Source organism: Saccharibacter sp. 17.LH.SD, from assembly GCF_009834805.1.
In the GTDB taxonomy this organism is placed as follows: domain Bacteria; phylum Pseudomonadota; class Alphaproteobacteria; order Acetobacterales; family Acetobacteraceae; genus Saccharibacter.
In genome coordinates this window covers 64,357-90,388 of record NZ_WVHO01000011.1, presented here as the reverse complement: position 1 = coordinate 90,388, position 26,032 = coordinate 64,357, and the positions used below count along the sequence as shown (strand labels likewise).

Sequence of the window (26,032 nt, the reverse complement as noted above, 5' to 3'; positions counted from 1 at the left end):
AAAGGATGGGGAGATGGCTTCTGCAGCTGAACAGTTGGCCGGCAACCTCAGTATGAGTTCCTTTGCAAAGGCAACGGAGCTCAAGAAGCGGATTTTGTTTACGCTTGGGGCGCTGATCGTTTATCGACTGGGAACGTTTATCCCAGTGCCTGGTATTGATGCGACTGTTTTGGGGCAAATTGCGTCTCAGCAGCAAAATGGCATTTTGGGCATGTTTGATATGTTTACAGGGGGTGCGCTGGGGCGCATGACGCTGTTTGCATTAAACATTATGCCCTATATCAGTGCGTCTATTATCATTCAGCTTCTTTCGACGGCTTTACCTTCGATGGAATCGCTTAAGAAGGAAGGGGAGAGTGGACGTAAAAAGCTCAATCAATACACGCGCTATTTAACCGTTCTCATCGCTATTGTTCAGTCATATGGCTTTGCGATGGGGCTGGAACATATGACGTCTCGTTCTGGGGCGAGTGCGGTTATTGATCCGGGTCCGATGTTCCTGGTTTCCTATGTTGTGATGTTGGTAACAGGGACCATGTTTTTGATGTGGCTTGGTGAGCAGATCACATCACGTGGGCTTGGGAACGGTATCTCGCTGATTATTTTTTCGGGTATCGTGGCGAACTTACCGAATGCCTTAGGGAATCTTTTTGAGCTGGGACGGACAGGCGCTTTGTCACCTTTTTTTGTGGTGATTTTTTTGCTGCTTGCCCTAGCTGTGATTGTTTTCATTGTATTTATGGAGCAAGCTCAGCGTCGCGTTGTTATCCAGTATCCTAAACGACAGGTTGGGAACCGCATCTATGGTGGTGACTCAACGCATATGCCGCTTAAGGTGAACACTGCAGGCGTTATCCCGCCTATCTTTGCATCATCCGTTTTGCTTATTCCGACGACTCTTGCCGGGTTTATGCATAATAATGGTGGTGTGTTGGGGCGTGTGAGCCAATGGCTTTCACAAGGCCAGCCGCTTTATATGGCGTTTTATGCCGCAATGATTATATTTTTCTCATATTTTTATGCGGCTGTGACGTTTAATCCTGAAGAAACAGCTGAAAACTTACGGAAACAGGGTGGGTTCGTTCCAGGTATTCGTCCTGGGGCCAATACTGCTGTGTATTTTGACCGAATTCTATCACGCCTGACAGCCATTGGCGCAGGTTATATGGTGTTGGTGTGTTTGTTACCGCAGTTTTTGATAAGTCATTACAATGTTCCGTTCTACTTCGGCGGGACAAGTTTGATTATTATCGTTTCTGTCACCATTGATACGGTGACACAGGCGCAATCTCATCTTGTTGCTCATCAATATCAGGGATTGATTCGTAAGCAGCGTGGTCGCAGTGGTCGTTCAAGGGAAAAAGGTCTGCAACGATGAATGTTATTCTTCTTGGTCCCCCAGGTGCTGGGAAAGGGACTCAAGCAAAGCGTTTGGAATCACATTACGGGCTGAAGCAAATCTCTACGGGCGATATGCTACGGGCTGAGGTTGCTGCAGGAACACCGATCGGTTTGCAAGCAAGAGAACTTATGGAGAAGGGGCAGTTTGTCCCTGATCCTATTATGGTTCAAATGATCGAGAATCGTATTACTGAGGCTGATTGCGCGCAGGGTTTTATTCTCGATGGTTTTCCCCGTACGGAAAGCCAGGCGTTTGCTTTGGATTCTATGCTGAAGCGTAAGAATCTGAAGATTGATGTAGTTATTCTTCTTGAGGTGGATGAAGAAGCTCTGGTGGAACGTCTTGCGGGCCGTCAAAATGACGATGGATCGCGACGTGCGGATGATAAGCCAGAAGTTGTTCGTTCGCGTTTAGAGGTTTATCAGGCGCAAACAGCGCCTATCTTGCCGTATTATGAGCAAGGTGGACGCCTAAAGCGTGTTGATGGTATGCAAGACGTAGGAACGGTTGGAAAGCATATAGACGGCTTGCTGAAAGAGGCAAAAGCATCGGGATATGAAGCTTGATCACGAAAAAGTGATTGTTATCGTTTGACTTGTGCGGCTAGGCGGTATATTTCGCCCAGCACGTAGTAAGCACGGCTTGTCAGTAAGGCCGGAATCGTTTTGTGGAGAGGCAGGACCGATAAGCGGTGCTGTTTAAGTCGAATAAAGATTTATGGGGACGCGGTGCAGGCGCCGCGTTGATGGGAGAATTGGCGTGGCACGTATTGCCGGCGTAAACATTCCGACCAACAAGCGGGTGGTCATTGGTCTGCGCTATGTCTATGGTATTGGTCCATCGAGTGCGCAGACGATTTGCGCAAAACTCGGTATTGCCGATGCAAAGCGCGTGAATGAGCTTTCGGATGATGAAATCGTTAAGATTCGTGAGCTGATTGATAGTGAGTATCGCGTTGAGGGTGACCTCCGTCGTGAGCGTGCGATGAATATCAAACGTTTGATGGATCTTGGTTGCTATCGCGGCCTACGCCATCGTCGTAGCTTGCCTGTACGTGGTCAGCGGACACATACAAATGCCCGTACGCGTAAAGGTAAGGCCGTAGCAATTGCGGGTAAGAAGAAGTAAGACTTCTCCTTTCTGAGCATTAGCGAAATTAGTAGGACGGATAAATTATGGCGAAGGCTGCCGCACCGCGTATTCGTAAGAAGGAACGTAAGAACATCATTTCTGGTGTTGCCCATGTTCTTTCAACTTTTAATAACACGATGATCACCATCGCTGATGCCCAAGGCAATGCGATTTCGTGGTCTTCGTCAGGCGCTCAAGGTTTTAAAGGCTCTCGTAAGTCTACACCTTATGCGGCTCAGGTTGCTGCTGAGGATGCAGGTCGTAAAGCGCGTGAGCATGGTATGGAAACGTTGGAGATTGAAGTTTCCGGTCCAGGTTCAGGACGTGAGAGCGCTCTGCGTGCTTTGCAGGCTGTTGGTTTCACGATCACGTCGATTCGTGATATGACACCGGTTCCACACAATGGATGCCGTCCGCGCAAGCGCCGTCGCGTTTAATGTGTTGCTGTGGCTACCCTGGTAAAGGGTAGCCTGATGTTGGTGGGTTTTTACCGCACGATTTTGTGCGGGCCTGGCGCCGCCATTTTTTGGCGGGCTTCGTTGTTTGAAAGGCCATGACCTTGGTTCTCCAGAAAAACTGGCAGTCCCTCATCAAACCGGAGAAGCTTGAAGTCGAGCCCGGCCCGGTTCCTTCGCGTGTTGCGACGATCGTGGCTGAGCCGCTTGAGCGTGGTTTCGGTTTGACGATGGGCAACGCTTTGCGCCGCGTGCTTCTCTCCTCTCTGCAGGGTGCTGCTGTGACAGCAATCCAGATTGATGGGGTGTTGCATGAATTCTCGTCCGTTGCTGGGGTACGGGAAGACGTTACGGACATCGTGTTGAATGTGAAGCAGCTTGCTTTACAGATGCATGGCGAAGGGCCGAAACGTATGATCCTCACGGCAACTGGGCCAGGTGAGGTGAAAGCAGGGCAGATTCAGACAGGACATGACATTGAAGTCATGAACCCTGATTTGGTCATTTGTACCCTCGACGATGATGTTAAGTTCGGTATGGAACTTACCGTTAACATGGGTAAGGGCTATGTGCCGGCTTCTATGAATCGTCCGGAGGATGCACCAATTGGTTTGATTCCTGTTGATGCTATTTATTCTCCGGTGCAGCGCGTATCATACAAGGTTGAACCGACCCGTGTTGGTCAGGTTACAGACTATGATAAGTTGCTTTTGACGGTTGAGACAAATGGAGTTGTAACTCCAGAAGATAGTTTGGCATTAGCTGCGCGTATTCTTCAGGATCAACTTCAACTCTTCATTAACTTTGAAGAGCCACGTCCGGTTCAGCATGAAGAACCGCAGGATGACCTTCCTTTCAGTCGTCATCTTCTGCGTAAAGTGGATGAACTTGAACTTTCGGTTCGTAGTGCAAACTGCTTGAAAAACGACAATATTGTCTATATTGGCGATCTCGTGCAGAAGAGCGAGCAGGAAATGCTGCGGACTCCGAATTTTGGTCGTAAGTCGCTGAATGAGATCAAGGAAGTGCTCACCAGTATGGGGCTATCGCTGGGTATGAATGTCCCTGCTTGGCCGCCAGAGAGCATTGAGGATCTGGCCCGGCGTCTCGACGAGACATTCTAATAGGCCTTGGCTGGGAAGCTTTGGGTAAAAGGATTAGGGAGAGAAAATGCGTCACAATCTGAGCGGGCGTAAGCTTGGTGTTACTTCTTCTCATCGCGCGGCAATGTTCCGCAACATGGCTGTAGCTCTGATCAAGCATGAGCAGATCACGACAACTTTGCCAAAGGCGAAAGAACTTCGCCCTGTAGCGGAAAAATTGATTACGCTTGGCAAACGCGGAACGCTGCATGCGCGCCGTCAGGCTTTTGCCCAGTTGCGTGATGAGACCATTGTGTCCAAGTTGTTTTCAACGTTGGGTGAACGTTATGGCAACCGTGCTGGAGGTTATACACGTGTTCTGAAAGCTGGCGTTCGCTATGGCGATAACGCTGATATGGCTGTTATTGAACTGGTTGACCGTGATCTCGCAGCACGTGGGAAGGACAGCGGTCCATCTCAAAAAGCTGAAGGTGAGCAGGAAGCCGCTTGAGGTTTTTCTCCATAAGGAGAATAAAGGAGGGGTCGGTGTTTTACACCGGCCCCTTTTTTGTAACTCTGGGGTCATATCCCTTGGTTGAAAGGCGAGGCTATGAGCAACGGTATTAAAGAAAAACTCTGTCCAATGACGGGCTTTGTTCATGATCTTATTGAAGATTTGGTGTTTGACCATCCGTGGTTATGGACGGGTGGTGCGTTATTCGTAGGACTGCTCACAGGGCGCAGTGCTACATGTAACTGCTCTAAAAAAGTCGAACATTAAGGATACGCTTCATGAAGCGTATCCGCTTGTCTAAAAACCCCGCTTTCCTTTGAGAGCGGGGTTTTTGTTTAAGAACTACTTAGTTTTGTTTTTTTGGATAAAGCTTGGAATGAGGGGATTATTGGTCTGGAGAGATCCTTTGCTGGGGATTTCATCTGTCGTCCATCCACCCCCAAGATCGGCAAGTAAACGAATTTCAGAAACCAAGCGTTGTTGTTGAACTTGGAGCTGTGTCTGTTCGTATTGTAACGCCGTTTGTTGGGCCGTGATGACTGTTGTATAGATTTGCGTGCCGGCAAGATATTCATTCATAGAGACTTCGGCAGCGCCACGTGCGCTTTTGACAGCCTCTTTTTCAAGCTTCATTTGATCCTCTAGATAATGCAAATTGGAGAGCTGGTCTTCCGTGTCCTGCAACGCGTTAAGGACTGTCTGCCTATAATTGGCAACGGCATTATCGTAGTCGGCTTCGGCACCACGGACAGCAGCGGTACGGGCACCACCCTGAAAGATTGTTTCAGAAGCTGCAGCACCGAGGGACCATGTTCGTGTGGCGAGTTGGATAAGATGTTGTAGAGGGTTACCGCTATAGCCATAGCTCGCACTCAAGTTGATTTGTGGGTAGAACGCACCGATTTCATAGCCGATTTCCGCGTTATAGCTTTCCATTTGACGTTCAGCTTGCGCAATGTCAGGCCGGCGCTCTAGGAGCTGGCTAGGAACGATTTGAGGAGGTGGAGGTAAGTCGTCAGGGAGATGGCCTGGGGGTATTGTCAAATCGGCAGGTGGACGTCCTGTGAGAACAGCAATAGCATGCTCATATTGAGCTCGAGCGATATGAGCATTGGCGAGACTCGCCTCTGTTGATTGAAGTTGATAGCGCGCTTGGAGCACATTGGTCGGATCAGCAACGCCAGCATCAAATTGGTTGGTTAAAATCTCAAGATTGTGTTTGTAGAGTCTGACATTGCGTTGGAAGAGATCAATGAGGCTATCTTGGTAGCGTAGGTTCATATAGTCGCTAGCAAGAGTGAGTTGGTAAGAAAGGCGCATGTTAGCAACCAGTGCAGCACTTGCCTGTGTTGCGGTGACTTGCTGCTGAATTTGGCGACGAATCATGCCCCACACATCAATCGTCCAATTAACACTAGGTCCGGTCGACCATGTGCTGGTTGTGTTCGTGACGGCATGAGTGCCACTGTCAATTCCGTCAGGGACAGTGGCCCCTTGCGAGTTACGGTTAAAACTAAAATGTCCGCTGAGTGTTGGGTAGAGGTTGGCCCGCACAGAATCAATCATGGCCCGCGCTTTGCGATATTGCGCTTCATAGGCTTTGAGGCTTTGGTTCGAACGGCTTACGTCTTCCTCGAGTTGATTTAAAAGTGGGTCGTTAAAGATTGACCACCAATTTCCTTTCGGAAGTTCGCTTCGTTCTGGATGTGCTTTGTCCCATCCTCGAGGTGGTGGGGCTTCCTTGAACTGCTCGGAAATAATTGCTTTAGGGCGATGATAGTTAGGCCCGACCATGCATCCACTTAAAAATGGGAGAAAAGCCGCAGAGAGAAAAAGGGCTATTCGTGGAGAAGAAAAGGAGAGCATGGTATGGGTGGGGCTCCAGTGAGAAAAATTTAGGATAGCACGATTAACGGATGTTAATTCGGGGATAACCGGTGGCTCAGTTTGTCTAGATAAAGATAAACAACCGGTGTTGTGTAAAGCGTGAGAAGCTGACTGAGGCAAAGCCCGCCGAGAATAGAAAGACCAAGTGGATAACGCATTTCACTTCCATCACCGCCACCTATGAGGAGAGGCACTGCCCCTAAAGCAGCGGCAAGAGAGGTCATCAAAATGGGACGGAAGCGTAGTTCGCTGGCTTTTATGATGGCTTCAGAAGCTGAGGCGCCTTTTCTTTGGGCCGTAATGGCAAAATCGACGAGCATAATGGCATTTTTTTTGACAATTCCGATCAGGAGAAGAATTCCGATGAGTGTTAAGAGCGAGAAGGGCTCATGAAAGATGGCCAGGGTTAAGAGAGCACCAACGCCAGCTGAAGGAAGGGTTGAAAGAATGGTAAGAGGGTGTGTCAAACTTTCGTAAAGAATGCCGAGAACAACATAAATGGAAAATAATGCGGCCATAATCAGGAGAGGTTCTTGTCCGACTGTTTTTTTCAATGTTGCAGCATTTCCCGCAAAATCGCCATGGATAGACCGGGGTAAATGAAGGCTAACAATAGCACCTTGTACTGCTTGGATGGCCGGGCCAAGAGCAGAACCAGGAGTTAGGTTAAAAGAAATCGTTGTAGCAACGAATTGTCCCTGATGATTCACCGCAAGAGGTTCATTGACCTCTTTGAGCTTACCTAATTGATTAAAGGAAACCATAGGGTCGCTTTGGGTTGTAACGGCGGCACCGCTAGAGGCTGATTTCCCTCCAGCAAGCGCATTGGCCATTGCATTTTGGTAAGAAAGCTGGCTTTGGGACAATATTGTTGGAGCTTTTTCGGTTTGTCTTACTCGAATATTGTTAGAGGCATTACCACCATTAGCAGTTCCTCCGGTGACGCTCACCCACATTTGATTGAGAAATGCAGGATTGGCCCAATATTGAGGAGCGGCTTCCATGATGACACGGTATTGGTTAAGTGATCCGTAGATAACCGATGCGGAACGTTGCCCGAAGGCGTCATAGAGGGCATTCCCGATCAATTGAGGGGTAATTTTATAGCGAGCCTCTACGTCACGATTGATAAAAAGGGTAATCCCACGCCCATTTTGTTCTACATCAGAAGTAACGTCGCTGATCATGGGGAGAGCTGAGAGCGCTTTGACGATACGTGGTGTCCATTCATAGAGTTCTTCGGCTGAACTTCCCTGTAAACTATATTGGTAAGCTCCATCGGTTGAGCGTGCGCCACCGCCAATAAGACTAGGTAAGCGTAAACGTAGACTGGCACCCGCTTGATGGCGGAAAAGACGATTTAATCGCTGTATGGTTACAGAGATATCATCTTGGCGTTGGTCACGAGGCTTCAGCGTAATGAAAAGATTAACAGAATTTGCTGACCGTTTACCAAGTCCACCAATGACACTTTCTACATCGGGATCGCGCGAAATACGGCGTTCAACATGTTGTGTCATGAGTTGTAATGCATGAAAAGAAATAGACTGGTCGGCTACGAGGCGCCCCATGAGCATGCCTTGATCCTCTTGGGGAAAGAGCTCTTTAGGCAATGTTTGAAAGAGAAGCGCGGCGAGAATAAGGCTTAGAGGAAGAGAGAGGATAACTAATTTCGGATAACGTAAAATGTTCGTCAAAGAACGAGCATATCCACGAGTGAATGCAGTGAAAATATGCTCAAATTTCTGATCAATAAGAAACCAGAAACCTGAGGTTTTTGTGTGGGAAGGAGGAGAGGAGAGCCATAAAGCGCTGAGCATAGGGGTCAGGCTTAAGGATAAGATCAGAGAAACACCTAAGGCACATATAATGGTCATGGCAAATTCATGGAAAAACAATCCTGAAATACCATCCATGAGTAAGATAGGGGTAAAAACGACCATGAGAGAGAGCGTGATGGAAATAACCGTAAAGGTCACCTCTCCGGCACCATGAATAGCAGCGTCTTGGGAGGAATATCCCATTTCTAAATAGCGTGATATATTTTCAATGACGACAATGGCATCATCCACAACAAAACCTGTCACGATGGTTAGAGCCATCAAAGACATGATATCAAGCTGGTACCCTAAAAGTTGCATAATCCCGAAAGTTGTAATGATCGAAAGAGGGACAACAATCGCGGGAATAAGTGTAATAGAAATATTACGAAGAAAGAATAAGACAACGAAGATTACTAAAATAACAGCCAGAATAAGGGTTGTTTGTGTGTCAGCAAGGGATGCACGGATCATCGTAGAACGATCTAAACGGAGATCTAGATGCGTGTTATTGGGAAGAGCTGTGCGGAGTTCAGGGAGGCGTGCTTTGAGTGCATCGGTCGTTTTGATGATATTTGCACCACTTTGTGGGTAGATTGTACAAATGATATCTGGTTGTCCGTTGACATAACCTGCTTGACGAAGGTCTTCAGCACCGTTGCGAATATCAGCAATATCGGAGAGTTTTATGGGACGTGAATTGCGGTATGCAATAACGAGATCGTGGTAATCTTCTGCTTTGGTGGCTTGGTCATTTGTGGCCAAAATCATGCGTTGGCCATTAATTTGTAAGAAACCTTTTGGGGTATGGGCGTTGGCTGAGGCTAAGGCTGCCCGGATATCTTCAAATCCAATACCATATCGGAAAAGACGAAGTGGATTGAGTTCAACACGGACTGCCGGAAGAGAGCTGCCTTTGAGATCAACATTTCCAACCCCCTGAACTTGGCTAAGTCCTGGAAGTAAAATGTTGCTGGCCATGTCATAGAGTTGTTGTGGGGTGCGTGTTGTTGAGGTGAGTGTGAGCACCATAATGGGTGGGCCATTGGAGTTGGCCTTGATATAATTAGGGTCACTGCGTAACGTTGTGGGAAGGTCTTGTCTTGAGGCCCGTAAAGCGGATTGTACATCGCGAGCTGCGCCGTTAATGTCGCGTGACAGGTCGAATTGTAACAGAATACGTGTCTGGTTAACGGTAGATTCTGATGTGATTTCTCGAATGCCTGCAATGGCCCCTAAATGTCGTTCAAGGGGAGCGGCAATTGTGCTGGCGATTTCTGATGGCGCTCCCCCAGGTTGATTCGCCATGACCATAATAACTGGGAAATCAACATTGGGGAGGTCAGAAACGGGGAGCTGAGTATAGCCCAGGCACCCTGCCAAGAACATGGCAAGCGCCATGAGCGTTGTCCCAACAGGCCGGAGAACAAAGAAGCGAACGAGCTTCATAATGCGTCAGATGATGATGTATGAGATGACAAACGGCGCCACCAAGAACGTACCGTTTCAGAACAATGATTCATGAAAAGGTAAATGACGGGGGTCGTGAATAATGTCAGAAGTTGAGAGAGCGAAAGACCAAAGACAATAGCGATACCAAGAGGGCGTCTTAATTCGGAACCTGTTCCACTACTCAGAACGAGGGGAAGCGCACCAAATAATGCCGCTAAGGTTGTCATCAGAATAGGGCGAAAGCGTAATAAGGCAGCCTGACGAATAGCGTCGAGAGGGGAGCTCCCTTCATTGCGCTCAGCATTAAGAGCAAAATCAATCATCATGATTGCATTTTTCTTAACGATACCAATGAGCAGAACAATTCCGATAATGCCCATAATATCGAGAGGCATATCGAAGGCATAGAGGCCTAATAAGGCTCCAATGGCCGCAGAGGGGAGTGTTGAGAGAATTGTAATGGGATGAATGAAACTCTCGTAAAGTATGCCGAGTACAATGTAGACAGCTACGATGGCTGCAATCACAAGGGCGAGCTCGTGGCCGAGAGATGTTTGGAAGGCCGCTGCCGTCCCTTGGAAAGCGGTTTGGAATGAAGCAGGAAGACTAATCCTATGGCTTGCTTGTTCAACAGCGCGTGTTGCATCACCCAGAGCATGACCAGGTGCGACGTTGAAAGAAATGGTTGTTGCGGGGAATTGCCCGTAATGTGTGATAAGGAGCGGAGATAATGTGCGAGACAGCACGGTGACTTGATTGAGGGGAACGAGCCCAGATGTTGGTTGGCGGCTAGGTCCAGAGGTGCTTCCGCCTGCTGAAGAAGAGATTCCAGGAAGATAAAGTTGTGAAAGACTACTTTCACTTTTTTGAAAAGAAGGTTCTGCTTCCAAAATGACACGGTATTGATTGGATTGAGTATAAATCGTTGAAACCTGGCGTTGGCCAAAGCTGTCATAAAGAAGATTATCAATCGTCTGCGGTGTGATGGAGTAGCGGGCTCCATTGGTACGATCGAGCGTAATCATAGCTGTGAGACCGCCAGCTTGAAGGTCGGAGGTTACACCGTCCAGAGAGGGCTCCCCCTTAAGAGCATCAAGAAATTTAGGCACCCAAATGTTAAAATCATCATAGTCTGGTGTTTCAAGAATGAATTGATACTGCATGGCTGAGACTGTGGAATCTAATGAAAGATCTTGAACTGGCTGTGTGTAAAGCTGAGTTCCTGTCACCTCATGACTGACAGTCGAAAGACGTTTTAGAATCGTATCGAGATCAGCGCTTCGTTGCTCTTTAGGTTTAAGATTAATGAGAAAACGCCCAACATTGAGCGTCATATTCTGCCCATCAACCCCAATAAAAGAGGAGAGACTTGTGACATCAGGGTCAGCTAAAAGTTTTGCGCCCAAGGCTGTTTGCCGATTGGCCATTCCTTCAAATGAAATATTGGGGTTCATGGAAGAAATCCCCTGAATGACACCTGTGTCTTGCCGTGGGAAGAATCCTTTTGGGATGGTCCATGCAAGGAGGCCCGTTAGGGCGATGGTGCCAAGTGTTACGATAAGTGTCAGTGGTTGATGCCGTAAGACAACATCCAGTCCGCGTGCATAGAGTGCAAGGACACGAGCTAGAATGCGATTAACGATATGGGGAAGGCGACGCCAGCCTTTTGGAGGCGTTGAGGACTCTTGGTGGCGCTTTTCGCTCAGCATACGAGCGCACATCATGGGAACAAGGGTAATGGAAACAATTGCCGAGAGGACAATTGTCACGGCCAAAGTCATGGCGAATTCATGGAAGAGGCGACCAACAACATCACTCATAAAGAGCAGTGGAATGAGTACGGCAATGAGTGAAACTGTGAGTGAAATGATGGTAAAACCGATTTCTTGAGCGCCTTTTAGGGCGGCTGTATAACGGTCATCTCCAGCTTCAACAAAACGCGCAATATTCTCAATAACCACAATAGCGTCATCAACAACAAAGCCCGATGCAACGGTCAGAGACATCAAAGATAAATTGTCGAGAGAAAAATTAAGCATATACATCAACGCTAAGGTGCCGATCAGCGAGAGAGGTACAGACAGGCCTGGGATGATTGTTGCGGGCACGTTAAAGAGGAAAAGGAAGATAACCCCAACGACGAGAATCATCGCTAAAACGAGTTCAAACCCTACGTCATTGACAGAAGCACGAATGGTTGTTGTTCGATCTGTAAGAGGGGTGATGTCGATTCCTGGGGGAAGATCTTGCCGCAAGCGTGGTAAGAGGGCACGAACATGATCGGCTACATTGAGGACATTGGCGCCAGGTTGACGCTGAACGTTAAGAATTAAGGCGGGTGTATTGTTAGACCAAGCGGCGAGTTGATTATTCTCTGCACCTTCAATAGCGGTTCCTACGTCACGTAAACGGATCGGTCCGCCATTTTGATAGGCAATCACTTGATTCATTAATTGTTCAACAGATTTGATCTGACCGTCAATTCTTAAGGATGTCGCATGTTGCGGCCCATCAAACGTACCTGTTGGGGAATTGACATTAATCGTACCAATAATGGTTCGAACGGTATCAAGCGCAATACCGTAAGAAGTGAGTTTAGGAATATTAATCTGAACGCGATAGGCTTTACGGTTTCCACCTGACAGAGTTACCAGCCCAACCCCAGAAACTTGGCTTATTTTTTGCTCCAAGCGCGTATTAACATAATCTTCTACCTCGGGGAGTGGCATTGTTTTTGAGGTAATGCCGAGTGTGAGAATAGGCGTATCAGCCGGGTTTACTTTGGCATAAATTGGAGGGGCAGGGAGATCGCTAGGGAGGAGAGAGGTGGCGTTATTGATGGCCGCTTGCACTTCTTGTTCGGCGATATCCATTTTCATATCTAAACCGAAACGAAGAGTAACGACAGATGCTCCCCCAGAGGATTGCGATGTCATTTGCTCCAGCCCTGCCATCTGCCCTAATTGTGTCTCGAGAGGAGCCGTTACGGACGTGCTCATTACATCGGGACTGGCACCGGGATAGAAAGTAGAGACCGTGATTGTTGGGTATTCTACTTGTGGCAAGGCTGAAATAGGAAGGAAATGATAGCCTAAAATCCCTGCCAAAAGTATCGCGACCATCAACAAGCTTGTCGCAACGGGACGTTCGATAAAAAGACGAGAAGGATTCACGTAGAAGGACTTTCAAACGTCAGGAACATGATACAATCAAGGGGTGCTTTGCGTACCGGCAGAGGTGGAACTACTCGGGGCAATAAAAACCTTACTCCCTGGTCTTAAATGGTTGATTCCATCGGTAATGACACGTTCTCCATCAGAAATGCCTGAAAGAACAACGGTTTGCGTATCATCGCTATATCCAGTTTTGATATTTTTGATGGCAACGGTCATATTGCTTTGGACGACGTAGAGGAAACTACCATCTGGTCCAGTTTGTATGGCTTCTCCTGGGACAACCAAAACATGCTGTAAGGTTTGAACGAGGAGATGTGTATTGACGAATTCGTTCGGGAAGAGACGCTCATCGTCGTTGGGGAAGATGCCGCGTAATCTCACTGTCCCTGTTGCAGTATCAATTTGACTATCGAGTGCATTTACACTGCCGGAAGAAAGTTTTTGTGCGTTATCACTGCTCCATGCTTCCACTTTGAGGGAGCCATGTTGGCTTAATTGTGTTTGGACATCCGGTAGGTCATTTTGAGGGAGTGTGAAAATGACGGATATAGGCTGCATTTGAGTCAGCGTGGTCAGCCCTCCGGATTGCCCTACCGTAACGTAATTTCCTGCATCTAAAGCGCGGATGCCGACGCGGCCATCCACTGGCGCGATGATATGGCAATACATAACGTTGAGTTCAGCATTACGGACATTGGCTTCATCAAACTGAATTTGTCCTTCAAGCTGTTGGACGGTAAATTGCTGATCGCGCGCGGTCATAGCTGCGATTGAGTTTTGGTGGATAAGCCGTTGATAACGGGCATTATCAATCCGAGCTTTAGCAAGCTGAGCACGATCCGCCTCTAACGTTCCTTCATATTGATGGAGGGTTGCTTCATAGGGACGAGGATCGATCAACTCGAGTAAATCACCTTTATGTACGTGCTGACCTTCATGGTAATATACTGAGAGAATGTGTCCGCTCACGCGTGGGGTAATCGTTACGTTTGTGATAGGGACTACTGTGCCGAGCAGTTGAAGAATGACGGGAACGTCAGCTCGATGCACTTGCGCAACGGCAACAGCTTGAGCTGTCTCAAGTCCGTTTGTCTTGTGTGTATCTGCTTTGTGAGAAACACCATGTGATCGTGACCATATAACCGCGACGATCATGAGAAGGGCTATCCCTCCGCCAATTAGCCATTTTTTTTTACGTCTAGGACGGGCAGGAGGAGGGACAGACATAATATGTGCTTTTTCCTTACCGAGATGGGCCGATCACTTTCATACATGCCCTGTGTTAGAGAGTGTATAAAGCGTCATCGTGACATTTTTAACTTAATACTTTTTATAAAACCGGTTCTTAGGGTGTGATCAGTTAAGCATGCATTGATGAACTGATGATAGGTAGATTTTTTTCGTATATGACCTGCCGTTAGAAAGAAAATCGTGACCATTATGTGGTATATGGAATTGCCCCTTGCAGTTTGCAGAGGGGAGTTTCATATCTTTACGTAGTTGGATTGAACCTGATGTGAAGGGTTGGATGTTGTCTGACCCTGGGGAATTTCTAAACAAGAATTAAGGAGAGTGTCATGGTTGAAACGGCGCGCGCAAAAGCCGAAGGGCTGCTGGATGAAACAAAAGGCCGTGTGAAGGATGCTGTGGGTGGCCTTACAGGTGATGTTGGCACTCAGGCAAGTGGTAAGCTTGATAAGTTGGCAGGGAAGGCTCGCAGTGAGTTTGCCGATCTTTATGAGGCTGAAGAGACGAAGCTTGAGGCAGCGGCTTCCTTTATTAAGGAACGCCCGGTTGTTTCGTTGGCAATTGCATCAGTTGTCGGGCTTATTATCGGCCGTCTTCTGTTGAAAAAACGAAGCTAGTAAGAGCCACTTTAACTGCGTTAAAGTTAATGACGGGCTTCCAGGGCGTTGTTGTCGCTTTGGAGGCCTGTGCTGTGATAGGGCTCCCTTACCGGAAATAGAAAGCGTCGAAAGAGGCCTGGTTGTTACTTATGGAATGGTTTTACGAACAGGATGGTCAGCAGGTTGGGCCTGTTTCTCGAGCTGACATAATTCGTTTGATTGTGCAGCGTCGTATCCAGCCTCATACGTTAGTGTGGACTCCTGAATTCGGAGATCAATGGCGCCCGGCGATTAAGGCAGGGTTGATGATATCTTTGCCAGGTCGTCTTCGTGGCGCTATGGATGGCCGTCCAGGTCCTGAAGCATGGCCGGATGGGAGAAGTATCGCTGCAGTACCGTCGCTGTGGGCGTGGATTTTTCTTCTTGTGCCGCATGGTTTGACGATCATCGAGCAGGTTATCGCCTATATACAAGGGAATGCGCAGCCTTCGTATGTGGCACAATTTTTCATATTCATTATTTTCTTCATGTCACTGTCGTTGGATCGGCGTGTGTTAGGGATGGCGGGTATTCGTCCTCCCTCATTTTGGTGGTTTCTCTTTTTCCCAGGCTATTTCGTCATGAGAAGAGAGCGGTTAGGGCGTGGGAAAGGCCTCGTCACCTGTAGTATTGCTATGATGATTTTGGTGATGATAAGCACTCTTATCTTTCGAGTGCCCTCGGACATGGATGGGAAAAGAGATTGGCTTTTTTCGAATCCATTTCAGACAGAGCATCATGAGGCGCCTTCTGCGCATAAAGATAAGCCATCATCTTCACAGGATGAGAAAGATTCACCGAACGGGAATGATCAAATGAGTATATAGCGTTACGATATAGTATATTATACTAAATCGCAGCGCGAAGAATATGCCCCTCCCATTCGGGAGGGTTTTTTGTATGCAATAGGGATAAAAATATTTATTTTATAATTGACAGCATATTTTTTATAAAAAAAGACTTTCTTTTCGACTCGGAGTGATTCAGAACCGACTCGTTGGGTGACGATGCCCTATTGTAGAGACGTTGAGGGATTGCGCATGCCAGATTACAGCCTGGAAATGGAATATGAAGGGTTGGTAGCGGGCGTGGACGAAGTAGGGCGAGGTCCTTTAGCGGGTCCTGTAGTGGCAGGGGCTGTGGTATTTCTCCGTCCGCCATCCGTATCATTGGCGTCTCAGCTTGATGATTCTAAAAAATTGACGTTTCGCCGTCGTGAGAAGGCTTTTCGGGCACTGCAAGAATGTGCCTCAACAGATGTGTGCTTTGCTCTAGGCGCGGCTTCGGTAGATGAAATTGATAAACTGAATATTGGGGGGGCGTGTCTTCTAGCGATGCAGAGGGCGGTAGCGCGTTTACGCGTTCAACTTGGTGCATGGCCGCAGTTGGCGTTGGTCGATGGTAATCGTGCGCCAACCTTACCGTGCCCTGTAAGGACAGTGATTGGTGGTGATGGGATCAGTTTATCAATTGCTGCGGCTTCTATTCTGGCAAAGGTTGTGAGAGATCGCCTTATGGCGCGCTTGGCACAGCGTTACCCAATTTATGGATGGGAGCGAAATGCAGGTTATGGCACAGCAATTCATATGATGGGTCTTAAAACTGAGGGGGTAACTCTTCATCATCGGCGTGCTTTTGCCCCTATACGTCGTTTAGTCGCAAGGGAGGGTCACGTAGCATGACTGTTGAAATGCCCTTTAATCGTATTTTACGTGGTGAATGTGTAGAGACAATGAAAACACTTCCAGATGGAAGTGTAGACTGTGTTTTTGCTGATCCACCGTATAATTTACAACTTCGTGGAGAGTTGCGTCGCCCTGATGAGACGATTGTAGATGGGGTCGATGATGCATGGGATAAATTTGCTGATTATAAGACGTATGATGATTTTACGCGTAATTGGCTGAGCGAAGCGCGTCGTGTGCTTCATAAAGATGGCACGATCTGGGTTATCGGTTCTTATCATAATATATTTCGTCTTGGTGCTATTCTTCAGGATCTAGGTTATTGGATTTTGAATGATATTATATGGCGGAAGTCGAATCCCATGCCGAATTTTCGGGGTCGTCGTTTTACCAATGCTCATGAGACCCTCATCTGGGCAGCGCGCAGCCCACAAAGCAAATATCGTTTCAATTACCAAGTTATGAAGGCGCTTAATGATGATTTGCAAATGCGCTCTGACTGGTTTTTACCGCTTTGCACAGGTCATGAACGTTTGCGGAATGAGCATGGTTTAAAGCTTCATCCAACGCAAAAACCAGAAAGCCTTCTTCATCGTGTGCTTTTGGCCTCCACGACAGTTGATGATTTGGTCCTTGATCCTTTTTGCGGCACCGGGACAACACCTGCTGTGGCGAAACGGTTAGGGCGCCGTTATCTCGCTATTGAGCGGCATCCTGACTACGTAAAGGCTGCTGAAAAACGTTTGGATGGCGTTTTACGTCTTCCAGATGATCAGTTGGAGGTCACCCCCGCTAAGCGAGAAATGCCGCGTATTCCGTTTGGCTCCTTTGTTGAAAGTGGCACGTTACCAGCAGGGTGTGTTGTTTATGATCGACAACGTCGTCTCAAAGCAACGGTTGCCCCTGATGGAACCCTCGTATCAGGGAAACATCGTGGGTCTATTCACAAGTTGGGCGCCTTATTGACCAATGCAGCGTCATGCAATGGTTGGACCTTCTGGCATTTTGAACGTGAAGGAGAGTGGCTGCCGCTCGATGTGTTACGTCAAGAAAGCCATAGGTTGCGGCAAACTGCCTGAAAATATTCCCGGGAAAATTCTTTCCCGGGAATATTCTATAGTAGAAGAATTATTTAGTTGATGAATGCGTTGTTCGTGTGACGACGTGCCGCCGAGACCGCTGAATGTGGTGAGGGGGCGCCCTATGGGGAGTATAGGTGGCTGGTGTTGGCTCGGCACCAAATCCTAAAAACCCATATTCTGGCTGAGGGTGGCCGCCATCACTCACGATATGTTTTGCTGGTGCAATAGCAGAAATACCATTCTTCGCGTTGACATTAATATGCCCATTGCCATGATCCTGAGAAATATCGCCATGACTTACATCCGTCATGATACGACCATCAGGGTTATAAGTGCGTAACGACAGAAGTAAGAACATGATGTCGTTGCGACCTAGATCAATGGCTAAATCTAGAGGGGTTTGTTCCAATACATTGCGTGCCTCTAGGTCTGCACCTCGGTTGAGGGCTTCTTTTGCGGCAACGAGCGAACCGCGGTTAATAGCATCAAAGAGAGCGGCTGTTGGGTTCACATCCATGCGTGAATGCCCAGAGTCAGAGTCGTCTGCATCAGCTCCTGGGAGGGCTGACGGAGGGGCAGCACGGCGTGCTGCTTTCCGTGCTTCAGCCTTTTTTTGAGCATCCATCGCTTCTTGCTCTGCTTCTGCCTCGTCAGAGGCAGATTGCGCATGAGCCGCATGCCAGGGTGCCCAGACAAAAGGGGTCGTCGCAAATGCCGCTATTAGCAATAAGTGCGGCAAACGGAGCAAAGGAGAAATAAGCAATCGCATAGTCGGGAAGTATATCCTCCTCTTGCAATAAGTGCGAGTCCAAGCTGCCATTAAAACAGTAACGCTTTCATCTTAATACTCAGAACTTTCTATTTGCTTAACGTCCCTCACGCCACCAGCCAAGAGCGAGCAAGCATAAAACGCCTAGAAGAACACTCCATGCGGGAAGGAGTGGGGTTGTTTTGCTGGCACCGCTGAGCATTTCTTGATGGATGGGCAGGCCGGCCCAGTCAGAGCCAGCGAGAGATGTATTTTCGGCAACTTGGCGAATGGTAGGAAGAGTATTGGTGCCAATCCAGAAAAGTCCCCCGTGTGATGATGTGACGAGTGGAGACAAAATTTTGGCTGTACTACGAAGGTCACTGTCTTCAAGAGGGTTTTGTTCTGGAGCGGCAGCAAAAGCGACGAGCGCATTTTGGCGAATGGTCCAAATACGGTTTTCATAGGTGTCGGGCGTCGGAAGGGGGAGCACTCCGCGAAGAAGGCCATAGGTGGCTTGTGGAACAAGAGTAAGAGAGTGATGCTGCCCTGAGGGAGACATAATATCCGCTTGTAAGGGGGGAGAGCGCGTTATGAGATGGCGCTCAACAATGAGTTGGTTATGCTCAATATGCGCATCGAGACGATTTTCTTCTAAGTCCGGCTCTTTCATGAGCCAGTGTGCAAGGCGGCGGAGCAGTTCTTTTTGAGGGCCGCCTCCTTGCTCGCCTCGTGACCAGAGCCAAATTTGATCAGAGAGGAGCATGGCCACGCGTCCCTGACCCTGATGTGACAAGACGAGAAGAGGTGTTCCATCTGGTGTGGAGAGAAGACTTTCACCTTGGACGGAATCTGGCTTTAAATAACGAAACCAAGGTCCCCATTCTTTTCCCCACGGGCCATTAAGGGGTAAGCCACTTGTCACAGGGTGTCCTTCCCCCTGTGCGGTTAGGCGAGGACGAAATGCACGTGTTACAACGCCGTTGTCAGGAGGGACATGGGCTGGGAGAATGTCACTCAATGGTGTGTCTTGAAGGCTGCCTGTCTGTGTGAGTTCTGGTCCCGCAGTGACGAGAAGTGCTCCTCCCTGGCGGACATAGTGGCTAATGTTACGTAAGTAGGATTCCGGTAAAATGCCCTGATTACGAAAGCCATCGAGAATGATGAGGTCAAAACTATTTATCTTTTGTTCAAATAATTCATGCGTTGGGAATGGGATTAAGGCAAGGTCAGAGAGAGGGGTATCATCTTCTGTTTCGGGAGATCGTAGAATGGTAAAATGGATGAGATCAACAGAAGGATCGGCCTTTAATAATTGACGCCAAACACGAGCTCCTTGATTAGGAACCCCTGAGACTAGTAAAACGCGTAACCGATTACGAACGCCCTGAATTTTTAACAGAACGCTATTATTGCGCAATGATACTTCATCGGCGCGTGGAGTGGCATAAACTTCTTTGAGTGTTGTGCCCGCATGGGTGATGGGGACAGTAAGGTCAACGGGATGATTGGTTACGGTATGGGCTAAGACGACAGAACGACCATCATCGAGATGTTCCATGATGTCGACAGGCTTTCCTGGAGATGCGCCGAGGTCGTCAACTTGGAGGCGAATATGTGCTTCTTGCCCAAGAAGCACATAGGGGGGTGAGCTGAGGACACGAAGGCGGCGATCTATTTCTTCACCTTTGGCCGTGAGAAGGACGTGCAGTGGTAAAATGCGGCCAGAGCTGTCTTTTAAGCTTGTGGGCAGCTGGGCCGGCGTATCGTGATTCATCCCATCTGTTAATAGAAAGACGCCTGCGAGATTGGGGACGTTAAGGGCTTCGCGTTCAATTGTTTCAAATAAGCGGGTGCCGCGTCCGTTCCCCCCGGAGGCATCAACATAGTGCAGGTGAAGGTTGGGGAGATGTTGTGCTTGTTCACTGAGTTGCCGGGCTGCGTGGTCTGCGAGTGAATGACGGTTTTTGATCTCCATAGAAGGAGATTGATCCACAACAATTAAGGCGTCTTGTGGTTGCGGATGCAGAACCGGGTGCAAGAGGTGTGGCCCACTGAGCCACCCTATGATCAGTAAGACAGCTAAAGAGCGCCAGATGAGACCGGGGAGGCGGCGCCATAGGCTATAAAGGGCTATGAGGACGACCAAAAGAGCTATGATGCCAAGCCACACGAGCGGGAAGCTGGGGGTCCAATCCAATGTCATTATGGGCTGTCCTCGCTTTCTGAAGAGGGACTATCATCTTGTGTGCCTTTGAGGCGATGGAGCATTTCTGGATAGTGGCGCTGGTCATTCTTGTAGTTGCCTGTCAGGGCGTAAATGACGGCGTTGAAGCCAAAGCGGTAAGCAAGGGCGCGCTGACTTTCTCCATCAGGGATGACGGCAAAGGGGGCATTTCCGTTAGAGTCTTTGGCCCAGGCGTGCGCCCAATCGGCATTGCCTATGATGACGGGACTGACATCTTCAGTACTATCATCGTTGTCTGAGCGTGCCACATAAACGGTTTGACCAGCAATGCGGCCCGGGTAGTCGCGCAAGAGATAAAAAGTGTGGGAGAGTGTATGTTGATCTCCGAGGATGGCAAGGGGCGGGATAGAAAGCCCAGCCGTGACACGTTTTAAAGCCATGCGGGTTGCCTGGCCGTCACTGTTATCAAGTGAGCTTCCTGCGCCCATTTCATCAATGAGGAGCATACCGCCATGTTTCATATAATCATTTAAAGCGGCATCTTGAGCGGGGTTTGTTTTAGAATGGGCCGTTATCGGCCAGTAAATAAGTGGATAAAAAGCGAGATCATCACGACCAGGAATGACCCCAAGGGGTGACCCAAGATGGGCAGTACTGCGTTGATTGACAAAACGCGTTAACCCCTCAAGTCCTTCTTGGACAGCTGAATCGAGGTCAGGATCCCCTGTTTCAATATAAGCCAGGCGAATATCTAAGGCACTTTGAGGAACGTCTGTGTGGGTTGTATCAGCGTAAGCATTTGGAAGGCAGTGAATGACAAATAATATGCTGAGAGTGCGGAACAATGTGAGGCTTAAAGCGCCCTGCCTTTTTAAAGACAGAACCATATCAAGGGCGAGCATAAAGAGGCCGAATAATCCTAAATAAGGCCAAAGAGCTTGTTCTGGTGTGATGCGATCTGGTGAGACTTCAAGACCGAGTTTCAGTTCGTCTTGGAGTGGTGGTAAGGCGTCGGCCAGATTTAAAGGGCGTGCATGTGATTCATCTCCATAAAATCCAGCGGGATGGTGCTCATCAACGCGCAGTAATGTGTGAGTGGATAGTGGTTGTACGAACGATGCGGGGGCAACTAATGTTCCCTCTGGGGAGAGTATTTTCCATGCGGGCCACGTTGTGGTGGTGCTTGGTGAGTGGATCACATCCTGCGCAAGGGTTGGGGCATTGATGATAAGCTGATTCAGCATTTGTGGGAAAAGGCCGGATAGAGGAAGGTTAGACCAATCTGCTGTAGGCGTTATGTGGAACAGTATGACAAGCCCATGTCCTTCATGGCGCGCTGTGACAAGCGGGGTGCCATCGGCCAATGTGGCCCAAGTGTGCTCTGACAAGTCACTGGTGGGTTGGGCGAGTACCTGGCGTGATATAGTGACGTCTTTTGGGATAGTGATTCCAGAGAAAGGTGAGGCGACGGGAAATGGTGCAAGGCTCTGTGGAGAACCCCAGGACATGGCACCGCCTAATTGGCGTGTGCCATGGAGTAAGGGAACGGGAAGAAGAGCTTTTGCCGTTGGAGAAAGAGCAGAATCGTCATGATTAGCCATTTCAGTGCCGGCAAAACGAACAAGTACACCGCCTTGACGCACCCATTTTAGCGTCTGGGAAAGATCTGCCTCTGATGACAATGTGCCGTCAGGGGCGATGAGAAGGGACAATGGGTGCGAAAGAAGCGATGTGAGGCCGTCATTATGGACCGTACTAATAGTGTTAAGAGCTTGTGTTAGATAAAAATCACTTCCAACGAGGGGGGCCGTATCGCCGTTAAGATGTAACAGCCCCACAACATGTTGATGATGCCCACTTTTTAATAAATCCATTCCTGCGGGAACTGGCGCGCCAGGAATGGAGAGCGCATCAAGAGAGTCTACAAGGACTTCTGGTAAGTTTAAATTTTGTGCGTGATTACTGAGGAGCGTCCAATGGGCAATGGTGTTAAATTGCCCGTGTTCATCAAGGGTCAGACCATTGAGGGGGAGAGACCGCGAAGGGCAATGGGGAAGCGTTTCGGCAAGGACAGTTAGATGGGCACGTGATGTTGTGTCGTGACGCAGCAGAATGAGATCACAGCGGGGCCAGCGTATTTCCTCAATATGATGAGCCGTTGAGAGAGACGTCTTTAACGTGAGGTCGTGGTCCTGAGCCAGAGAGTCAGACAGAATAACGACTGTCGCTTGTGGAATGGTCTGCTGATATTCCGATTGTGTTAGCTGCGTAGCAAGACTTTGGCGGTCAACGGGCCAAGGATGAGGGTGAAGTTCATGCACATAGCGCTCAAGGGATAGTGTATCGCTGGGCGTGAAGGGAGGGGGGAACCGACCATCGGCTTCCCTGGCGCTAAGGAAGAGGGTGACATGTCCCCCTGCGCGGAGGGTTTGAGCGCCTAAAGTCAAGGCTGTCTGCTGGCGTTCATGCCAGTGAGGGAAAGCCGCCCATCCGTCATCAAGAATAATAACCAATGATTGAGGCGTGTTTTGATCACGATGGGATACGAAAACGGGTTGAGCAAAGGCAAAGACAATGAGAGCGACGGCGGTTAGGCGGAGCAAGAGTAACCAAAGAGGGGCGTGAGCAGCATCGTGGCGCTTTGGTTGCAGACGACGGAGTAAGAGAAGAGAAGAAAATTCTTGCTTGCGTGGCTTGGGTGGTGTGGCGCGAACAAGCCACCACAATGCCGGGAGCGTGATAAGGCCAAGAAGGAGAAAAGGAGCCAGAAAAATCATCGCTTTCCTCCCAATTTCTGGTGCAGGTCGAAGAGAACGGGCTTAATCGAATGGTTCGTCATATGAAGTGAAAAAGGCATGATGTGTTGTAAAGGAGCCTCTGTAAATTGTCTCAAATGGTGGTCCATCGTTTGTTGATAGTGTGTTTGGAGACTTTCAACGGCAGGAAGAGTGACGGGTGTTTCGTTTTCCAAACTAGAAAATGTAAGATGTCCAGAATAAGCAAGATCTCGTTCTTCTGGATCTAGGATACAGAGCAGGAATGTTTTTCCTGGTCTGTGCCGGCATTGATTAAGAAAATTTTTTATTTCTTGTTCAGGCCACAGGAAGTCACTGATGATCAGGAGCTGAGCCCGTGGTGATGTGGTCCGTAAATCGGGAATGTTGTTTTGTTGATGTGTAAGGTCATGGGCAAGGCGTGATAGATTTTGAGCCCCGTAATAGCAACGTTTGCTTCCTAAAACACCGACATACTCCCCGCCATTGAGGGCGGCTTTCCCTAAGGTAAGTGCCGCCATAAGGGCTTCATCTTTTTTTATTGGGAGATCGGGTGAGGAGCGCCATTGCATGGATGCGGAAGGATCCACCCATAGTATGAGTGTATGAGGCGTATGGCGCTCTCGCTCTCGCACCCATAATGTATCGGGGTTGGGTGACCGTGCTGATTGTTTCCAATCAATTGATGAAGCAGGCTCTTGCGGTAGGTGTGGCCGAAACTGCCAAAAATCTTCTCCTTGTCCTGCTCTCTGACTGCCATGCTGGCCCTGCGCCAAAAGAGAAGCAAATTTTCCGGCCTGTAGAACCAAATCAGGCAAAGAAGATGTATGCTCCGAAGAAGCCGCTTGTTTCTTTGATGGATTCAGTAACTGGCGGAAAAAAGATGGGATATGCACAGCAGAGCCTGATCTTTAGGGTTAAGAGAGGGCCGCAAGGCGATCGCTAATGAGGCTTTCAGCTGTTATGCCGTCCGCTTGAGCTGCGAAATTGAGACCAAGTCGATGGGCTAAAACCGGTATCGCCAGAGCCTGGAGGTCATCAAGGCTTGGGGAGAGACGGCCATCCAATAGGGCGCGAGCACGCGTGGCAATCATTAAGGTTTGAGCAGCACGGGGGCCTGGACCGTAGTCTATAGCGCGTTGGACGTCAGCAGGAGCACTGCCATCCTGAGGGCGTAGACTTCTCACAAGGTTCAAAATAGCGTCAACAAGTTTTTCCCCTATTGGAAGGCGTCTTACAAGGGACTGCGCGTTGATCAGTTCTTTTGTCGAAAGGAGACGAGGAGCCGGTTGAGTTTGATCTCCAGTGGTTTGAAGTAACATCTGCCTCTCTGAATCCCGGTCGGGGAAATCAAGCGTAATGCGGAGCATGAAGCGATCAAGCTGAGCTTCTGGGAGGGGATATGTGCCTTCCTGCTCAATAGGGTTTTGCGTTGCCAAAACATGGAATGGTTTGGGGAGTGTCCAGGTCTTTCCACCTTGAGTGACTTGTTTTTCTGCCATGGCTTGTAGCAAGGCAGATTGCGTCCGTGGGCTGGCTCGGTTGATTTCGTCAGCAAGAACGAGTTGACCAAAAATAGGGCCCGGTAAGAAGCGGAAGTGGCGTTGCCCCTGTTCGTTTTGTTCTAAAATTTCAGCCCCAGTAATGTCGGACGGCATGAGATCAGGCGTAAATTGGATACGCGAACTTTCAAGTCCCATAACAGTGGCACAGCTATTAACCAGGAGCGTTTTTCCTAGTCCTGGAGCTCCCATTAGAAGTGCGTGCCCACCACTCAGCACGGTTATGAGAACCTGCTCAATGACATGGTTCTGTCCCAGCACGATATGTCCAATGGCTTTACGTACTGCCTGGAAAGTTGGGGCAAGGAGATCTACCTCAGCGATGTCTTGCTTGCCCTGTTCTAGGGAAGTCATCGTGGTGGTGGAATGGTTTTCTTCTGTCATGCTCACCCTAGATTTATAGTTAGAAATTAGTCTCTGGACAGTCGCGTTTATGCCGGAGATTTTTTAAAAGATCGCCCGACTTTTGTATTCTATGACGAGGAGGGGGGTTTCATCAAAGGGGTTTCGTCACCAGTTTGCTATGCATGACATTTTTGTCATTGAGGAGATGGAGGGAGAGTTGAGCGATCGTGCGATGCGGAGGATAACTTCTTCTTTGGAGGGTTCAGCAGGAGAACGCCATAGGGGTGAGTATACTCAACGCCTTCTTCCTTTTCATGTATGTCGCAATGGGACATGGCTTTATCGAGGACAAGAAATTAAGCGAAGGGCAATGTTGTGTCTTTTCGCGTCATTAATAGATCGAGATGAACAAGGTCGCTATTGGCTAACGACGCCGACAGAATCAGGAATTATTCACGTTGATGATGTTCCATTTTTGGCAGTAGAGCTTGATTTCAGAAGCGGATCAAATGGGCAACAAAATTTATGTTTGCGGACCAATATGGATGAATTGCTCTGCGTTGGCGATAAACATCCGCTTGTGTGTGACTGGGATCGTCCTTCAGATGATGGGACTGTGCCTTATGTTCATATTCGCTCTGGAAGTGGTGGAAAGCCCATCTTAGCGCGTGTTAGTCGGGCCGTTGTCTTTGAGTTGGCGGCATTGGCGGTGCCAGGGCATGTGGCTGGACGGCCATGTTTGGGGGTGTGGAGCCAAGGGCATTTTTTCCCTCTTTCTCGATTGCCACAAGATGATGATGCCTCTTTGTGTGAGGAGGAATAATTCGGCGTGGAAACAAGTCC

21 protein-coding genes are annotated in these 26,032 nt (G+C 48.7%); 12 read left to right on the top strand and 9 right to left on the bottom strand.

The genetic code is table 11. The annotated features are described in order from the left end of the window. Window positions 1-13 precede the first annotated feature (13 nt). From secY to GS501_RS07125, 7 genes are all read left to right on the top strand, one after another. Window positions 14-1,378 (top strand): preprotein translocase subunit SecY, encoded by a 1,365-nt coding sequence (secY, locus tag GS501_RS07155; protein WP_160831191.1) that lies wholly within the window; start codon window positions 14-16, stop codon window positions 1,376-1,378. Further along, window positions 1,375-1,968 (top strand): adenylate kinase, encoded by a 594-nt coding sequence (locus GS501_RS07150; protein ID WP_160831190.1) that lies wholly within the window; start codon window positions 1,375-1,377, stop codon window positions 1,966-1,968. The genes secY and GS501_RS07150 overlap by 4 nt, the downstream gene beginning before the upstream one ends. A gap of 193 nt (window positions 1,969-2,161) precedes the next feature. After that, window positions 2,162-2,530 (top strand): 30S ribosomal protein S13, encoded by a 369-nt coding sequence (rpsM, locus tag GS501_RS07145; RefSeq protein WP_160831189.1) that lies wholly within the window; start codon window positions 2,162-2,164, stop codon window positions 2,528-2,530. Between the two features lie 47 nt (window positions 2,531-2,577). Next, the gene (gene rpsK, locus GS501_RS07140; protein WP_160831188.1) at window positions 2,578-2,970 is read left to right on the top strand and encodes a 30S ribosomal protein S11; all 393 of its coding nucleotides are present in this window, start codon (window positions 2,578-2,580) and stop codon (window positions 2,968-2,970) included. A 122-nt stretch (window positions 2,971-3,092) separates the two neighbouring features. Further along, window positions 3,093-4,112 (top strand): DNA-directed RNA polymerase subunit alpha, encoded by a 1,020-nt coding sequence (locus tag GS501_RS07135; protein ID WP_160831441.1) that lies wholly within the window; start codon window positions 3,093-3,095, stop codon window positions 4,110-4,112. Between the two features lie 46 nt (window positions 4,113-4,158). After that, window positions 4,159-4,581 (top strand): 50S ribosomal protein L17, encoded by a 423-nt coding sequence (rplQ, locus tag GS501_RS07130; RefSeq protein ID WP_160831187.1) that lies wholly within the window; start codon window positions 4,159-4,161, stop codon window positions 4,579-4,581. A gap of 99 nt (window positions 4,582-4,680) precedes the next feature. Then, window positions 4,681-4,851: a hypothetical protein gene (locus GS501_RS07125; protein WP_160831186.1), complete on the top strand. Its 171-nt coding sequence runs from the start codon at window positions 4,681-4,683 to the stop codon at window positions 4,849-4,851. 75 nt (window positions 4,852-4,926) lie between these two features. Here the strand turns inward: GS501_RS07125 and GS501_RS07120 are convergent, their stop codons facing one another. The 4 genes from GS501_RS07120 to GS501_RS07105 are packed head-to-tail and all read right to left on the bottom strand — an operon-like array spanning window position 4,927 to window position 14,146. Beyond that, window positions 4,927-6,450, bottom strand: coding sequence for an efflux transporter outer membrane subunit (locus tag GS501_RS07120; protein WP_160831185.1), 1,524 nt, complete (start codon window positions 6,448-6,450; stop codon window positions 4,927-4,929). Window positions 6,451-6,503: 53 nt separating this feature from the next. Then, window positions 6,504-9,740, bottom strand: coding sequence for an efflux RND transporter permease subunit (locus tag GS501_RS07115; RefSeq protein WP_160831184.1), 3,237 nt, complete (start codon window positions 9,738-9,740; stop codon window positions 6,504-6,506). After that, entirely contained in the window at window positions 9,737-12,916 is a 3,180-nt protein-coding gene (locus GS501_RS07110) for an efflux RND transporter permease subunit (RefSeq protein ID WP_160831183.1), read from the bottom strand. The genes GS501_RS07115 and GS501_RS07110 overlap by 4 nt, the downstream gene beginning before the upstream one ends. Window positions 12,917-12,952: 36 nt before the next feature. Then, on the bottom strand, window positions 12,953-14,146 hold the full coding sequence (locus tag GS501_RS07105; RefSeq protein WP_160831182.1) for an efflux RND transporter periplasmic adaptor subunit: 1,194 nt from the start codon (window positions 14,144-14,146) through the stop codon (window positions 12,953-12,955). 350 nt (window positions 14,147-14,496) lie between these two features. On the opposite strand from GS501_RS07105, the gene GS501_RS07100 reads away from it, so the two are divergent. From GS501_RS07100 to GS501_RS07085, 4 genes are all read left to right on the top strand, one after another. After that, window positions 14,497-14,784, top strand: coding sequence for a CsbD family protein (locus GS501_RS07100; RefSeq protein ID WP_160831181.1), 288 nt, complete (start codon window positions 14,497-14,499; stop codon window positions 14,782-14,784). 131 nt (window positions 14,785-14,915) lie between these two features. Continuing rightward, window positions 14,916-15,632: a DUF4339 domain-containing protein gene (locus tag GS501_RS07095; protein ID WP_160831180.1), complete on the top strand. Its 717-nt coding sequence runs from the start codon at window positions 14,916-14,918 to the stop codon at window positions 15,630-15,632. A 213-nt stretch (window positions 15,633-15,845) separates the two neighbouring features. Continuing rightward, the gene (locus tag GS501_RS07090; RefSeq protein WP_160831179.1) at window positions 15,846-16,487 is read left to right on the top strand and encodes a ribonuclease HII; all 642 of its coding nucleotides are present in this window, start codon (window positions 15,846-15,848) and stop codon (window positions 16,485-16,487) included. Next, on the top strand, window positions 16,484-17,569 hold the full coding sequence (locus GS501_RS07085) for a DNA methyltransferase (RefSeq protein WP_160831178.1): 1,086 nt from the start codon (window positions 16,484-16,486) through the stop codon (window positions 17,567-17,569). The genes GS501_RS07090 and GS501_RS07085 overlap by 4 nt, the downstream gene beginning before the upstream one ends. 49 nt (window positions 17,570-17,618) lie before the next feature. Here the strand turns inward: GS501_RS07085 and GS501_RS07080 are convergent, their stop codons facing one another. The 5 genes from GS501_RS07080 to GS501_RS07060 all read right to left on the bottom strand — a co-directional run bounded on the left by GS501_RS07080 (window position 17,619) and on the right by GS501_RS07060 (window position 25,228). Next, the gene (locus tag GS501_RS07080; RefSeq protein WP_160831177.1) at window positions 17,619-18,341 is read right to left on the bottom strand and encodes an ankyrin repeat domain-containing protein; all 723 of its coding nucleotides are present in this window, start codon (window positions 18,339-18,341) and stop codon (window positions 17,619-17,621) included. A gap of 97 nt (window positions 18,342-18,438) precedes the next feature. Next, window positions 18,439-20,526 carry a VWA domain-containing protein gene (locus GS501_RS07075; RefSeq protein WP_160831176.1) on the bottom strand — a complete coding sequence of 696 codons (2,088 nt, stop codon included), beginning with the start codon at window positions 20,524-20,526 and terminating at the stop codon, window positions 18,439-18,441. Then, window positions 20,526-23,285: a DUF4159 domain-containing protein gene (locus tag GS501_RS07070; protein WP_160831175.1), complete on the bottom strand. Its 2,760-nt coding sequence runs from the start codon at window positions 23,283-23,285 to the stop codon at window positions 20,526-20,528. The genes GS501_RS07075 and GS501_RS07070 overlap by 1 nt, the downstream gene beginning before the upstream one ends. Beyond that, window positions 23,282-24,178, bottom strand: coding sequence for a DUF58 domain-containing protein (locus tag GS501_RS07065; RefSeq protein WP_160831174.1), 897 nt, complete (start codon window positions 24,176-24,178; stop codon window positions 23,282-23,284). The genes GS501_RS07070 and GS501_RS07065 overlap by 4 nt, the downstream gene beginning before the upstream one ends. A gap of 21 nt (window positions 24,179-24,199) precedes the next feature. Further along, window positions 24,200-25,228, bottom strand: coding sequence for a MoxR family ATPase (locus GS501_RS07060; protein WP_160831173.1), 1,029 nt, complete (start codon window positions 25,226-25,228; stop codon window positions 24,200-24,202). A gap of 139 nt (window positions 25,229-25,367) precedes the next feature. On the opposite strand from GS501_RS07060, the gene GS501_RS07055 reads away from it, so the two are divergent. Then, entirely contained in the window at window positions 25,368-26,012 is a 645-nt protein-coding gene (locus GS501_RS07055) for a DUF1285 domain-containing protein (protein ID WP_237442464.1), read from the top strand. Window positions 26,013-26,032: the final 20 nt, after the last annotated feature.

Excerpts from the sequence above, each read along its gene's own strand:
- secY (WP_160831191.1), top strand. The coding sequence starts at position 14 with ATGGCTTCTGCAGCTGAACAGTTGGCCGGCAACCTCAGTATGAGTTCC.
- GS501_RS07150 (WP_160831190.1), top strand. The coding sequence starts at position 1,375 with ATGAATGTTATTCTTCTTGGTCCCCCAGGTGCTGGGAAAGGGACTCAA.
- rpsK (WP_160831188.1), top strand. The coding sequence starts at position 2,578 with ATGGCGAAGGCTGCCGCACCGCGTATTCGTAAGAAGGAACGTAAGAAC.
- rplQ (WP_160831187.1), top strand. The coding sequence starts at position 4,159 with ATGCGTCACAATCTGAGCGGGCGTAAGCTTGGTGTTACTTCTTCTCAT.
- GS501_RS07125 (WP_160831186.1), top strand. The coding sequence starts at position 4,681 with ATGAGCAACGGTATTAAAGAAAAACTCTGTCCAATGACGGGCTTTGTT.
- GS501_RS07120 (WP_160831185.1), bottom strand. The coding sequence starts at position 6,450 with ATGCTCTCCTTTTCTTCTCCACGAATAGCCCTTTTTCTCTCTGCGGCT.
- GS501_RS07115 (WP_160831184.1), bottom strand. The coding sequence starts at position 9,740 with ATGAAGCTCGTTCGCTTCTTTGTTCTCCGGCCTGTTGGGACAACGCTC.
- GS501_RS07105 (WP_160831182.1), bottom strand. The coding sequence starts at position 14,146 with ATGTCTGTCCCTCCTCCTGCCCGTCCTAGACGTAAAAAAAAATGGCTA.
- GS501_RS07100 (WP_160831181.1), top strand. The coding sequence starts at position 14,497 with ATGGTTGAAACGGCGCGCGCAAAAGCCGAAGGGCTGCTGGATGAAACA.
- GS501_RS07095 (WP_160831180.1), top strand. The coding sequence starts at position 14,916 with ATGGAATGGTTTTACGAACAGGATGGTCAGCAGGTTGGGCCTGTTTCT.
- GS501_RS07090 (WP_160831179.1), top strand. The coding sequence starts at position 15,846 with ATGCCAGATTACAGCCTGGAAATGGAATATGAAGGGTTGGTAGCGGGC.
- GS501_RS07085 (WP_160831178.1), top strand. The coding sequence starts at position 16,484 with ATGACTGTTGAAATGCCCTTTAATCGTATTTTACGTGGTGAATGTGTA.
- GS501_RS07080 (WP_160831177.1), bottom strand. The coding sequence starts at position 18,341 with ATGCGATTGCTTATTTCTCCTTTGCTCCGTTTGCCGCACTTATTGCTA.
- GS501_RS07075 (WP_160831176.1), bottom strand. The coding sequence starts at position 20,526 with ATGACATTGGATTGGACCCCCAGCTTCCCGCTCGTGTGGCTTGGCATC.
- GS501_RS07070 (WP_160831175.1), bottom strand. The coding sequence starts at position 23,285 with ATGATTTTTCTGGCTCCTTTTCTCCTTCTTGGCCTTATCACGCTCCCG.
- GS501_RS07060 (WP_160831173.1), bottom strand. The coding sequence starts at position 25,228 with ATGACAGAAGAAAACCATTCCACCACCACGATGACTTCCCTAGAACAG.
- GS501_RS07055 (WP_237442464.1), top strand. The coding sequence starts at position 25,368 with ATGCATGACATTTTTGTCATTGAGGAGATGGAGGGAGAGTTGAGCGAT.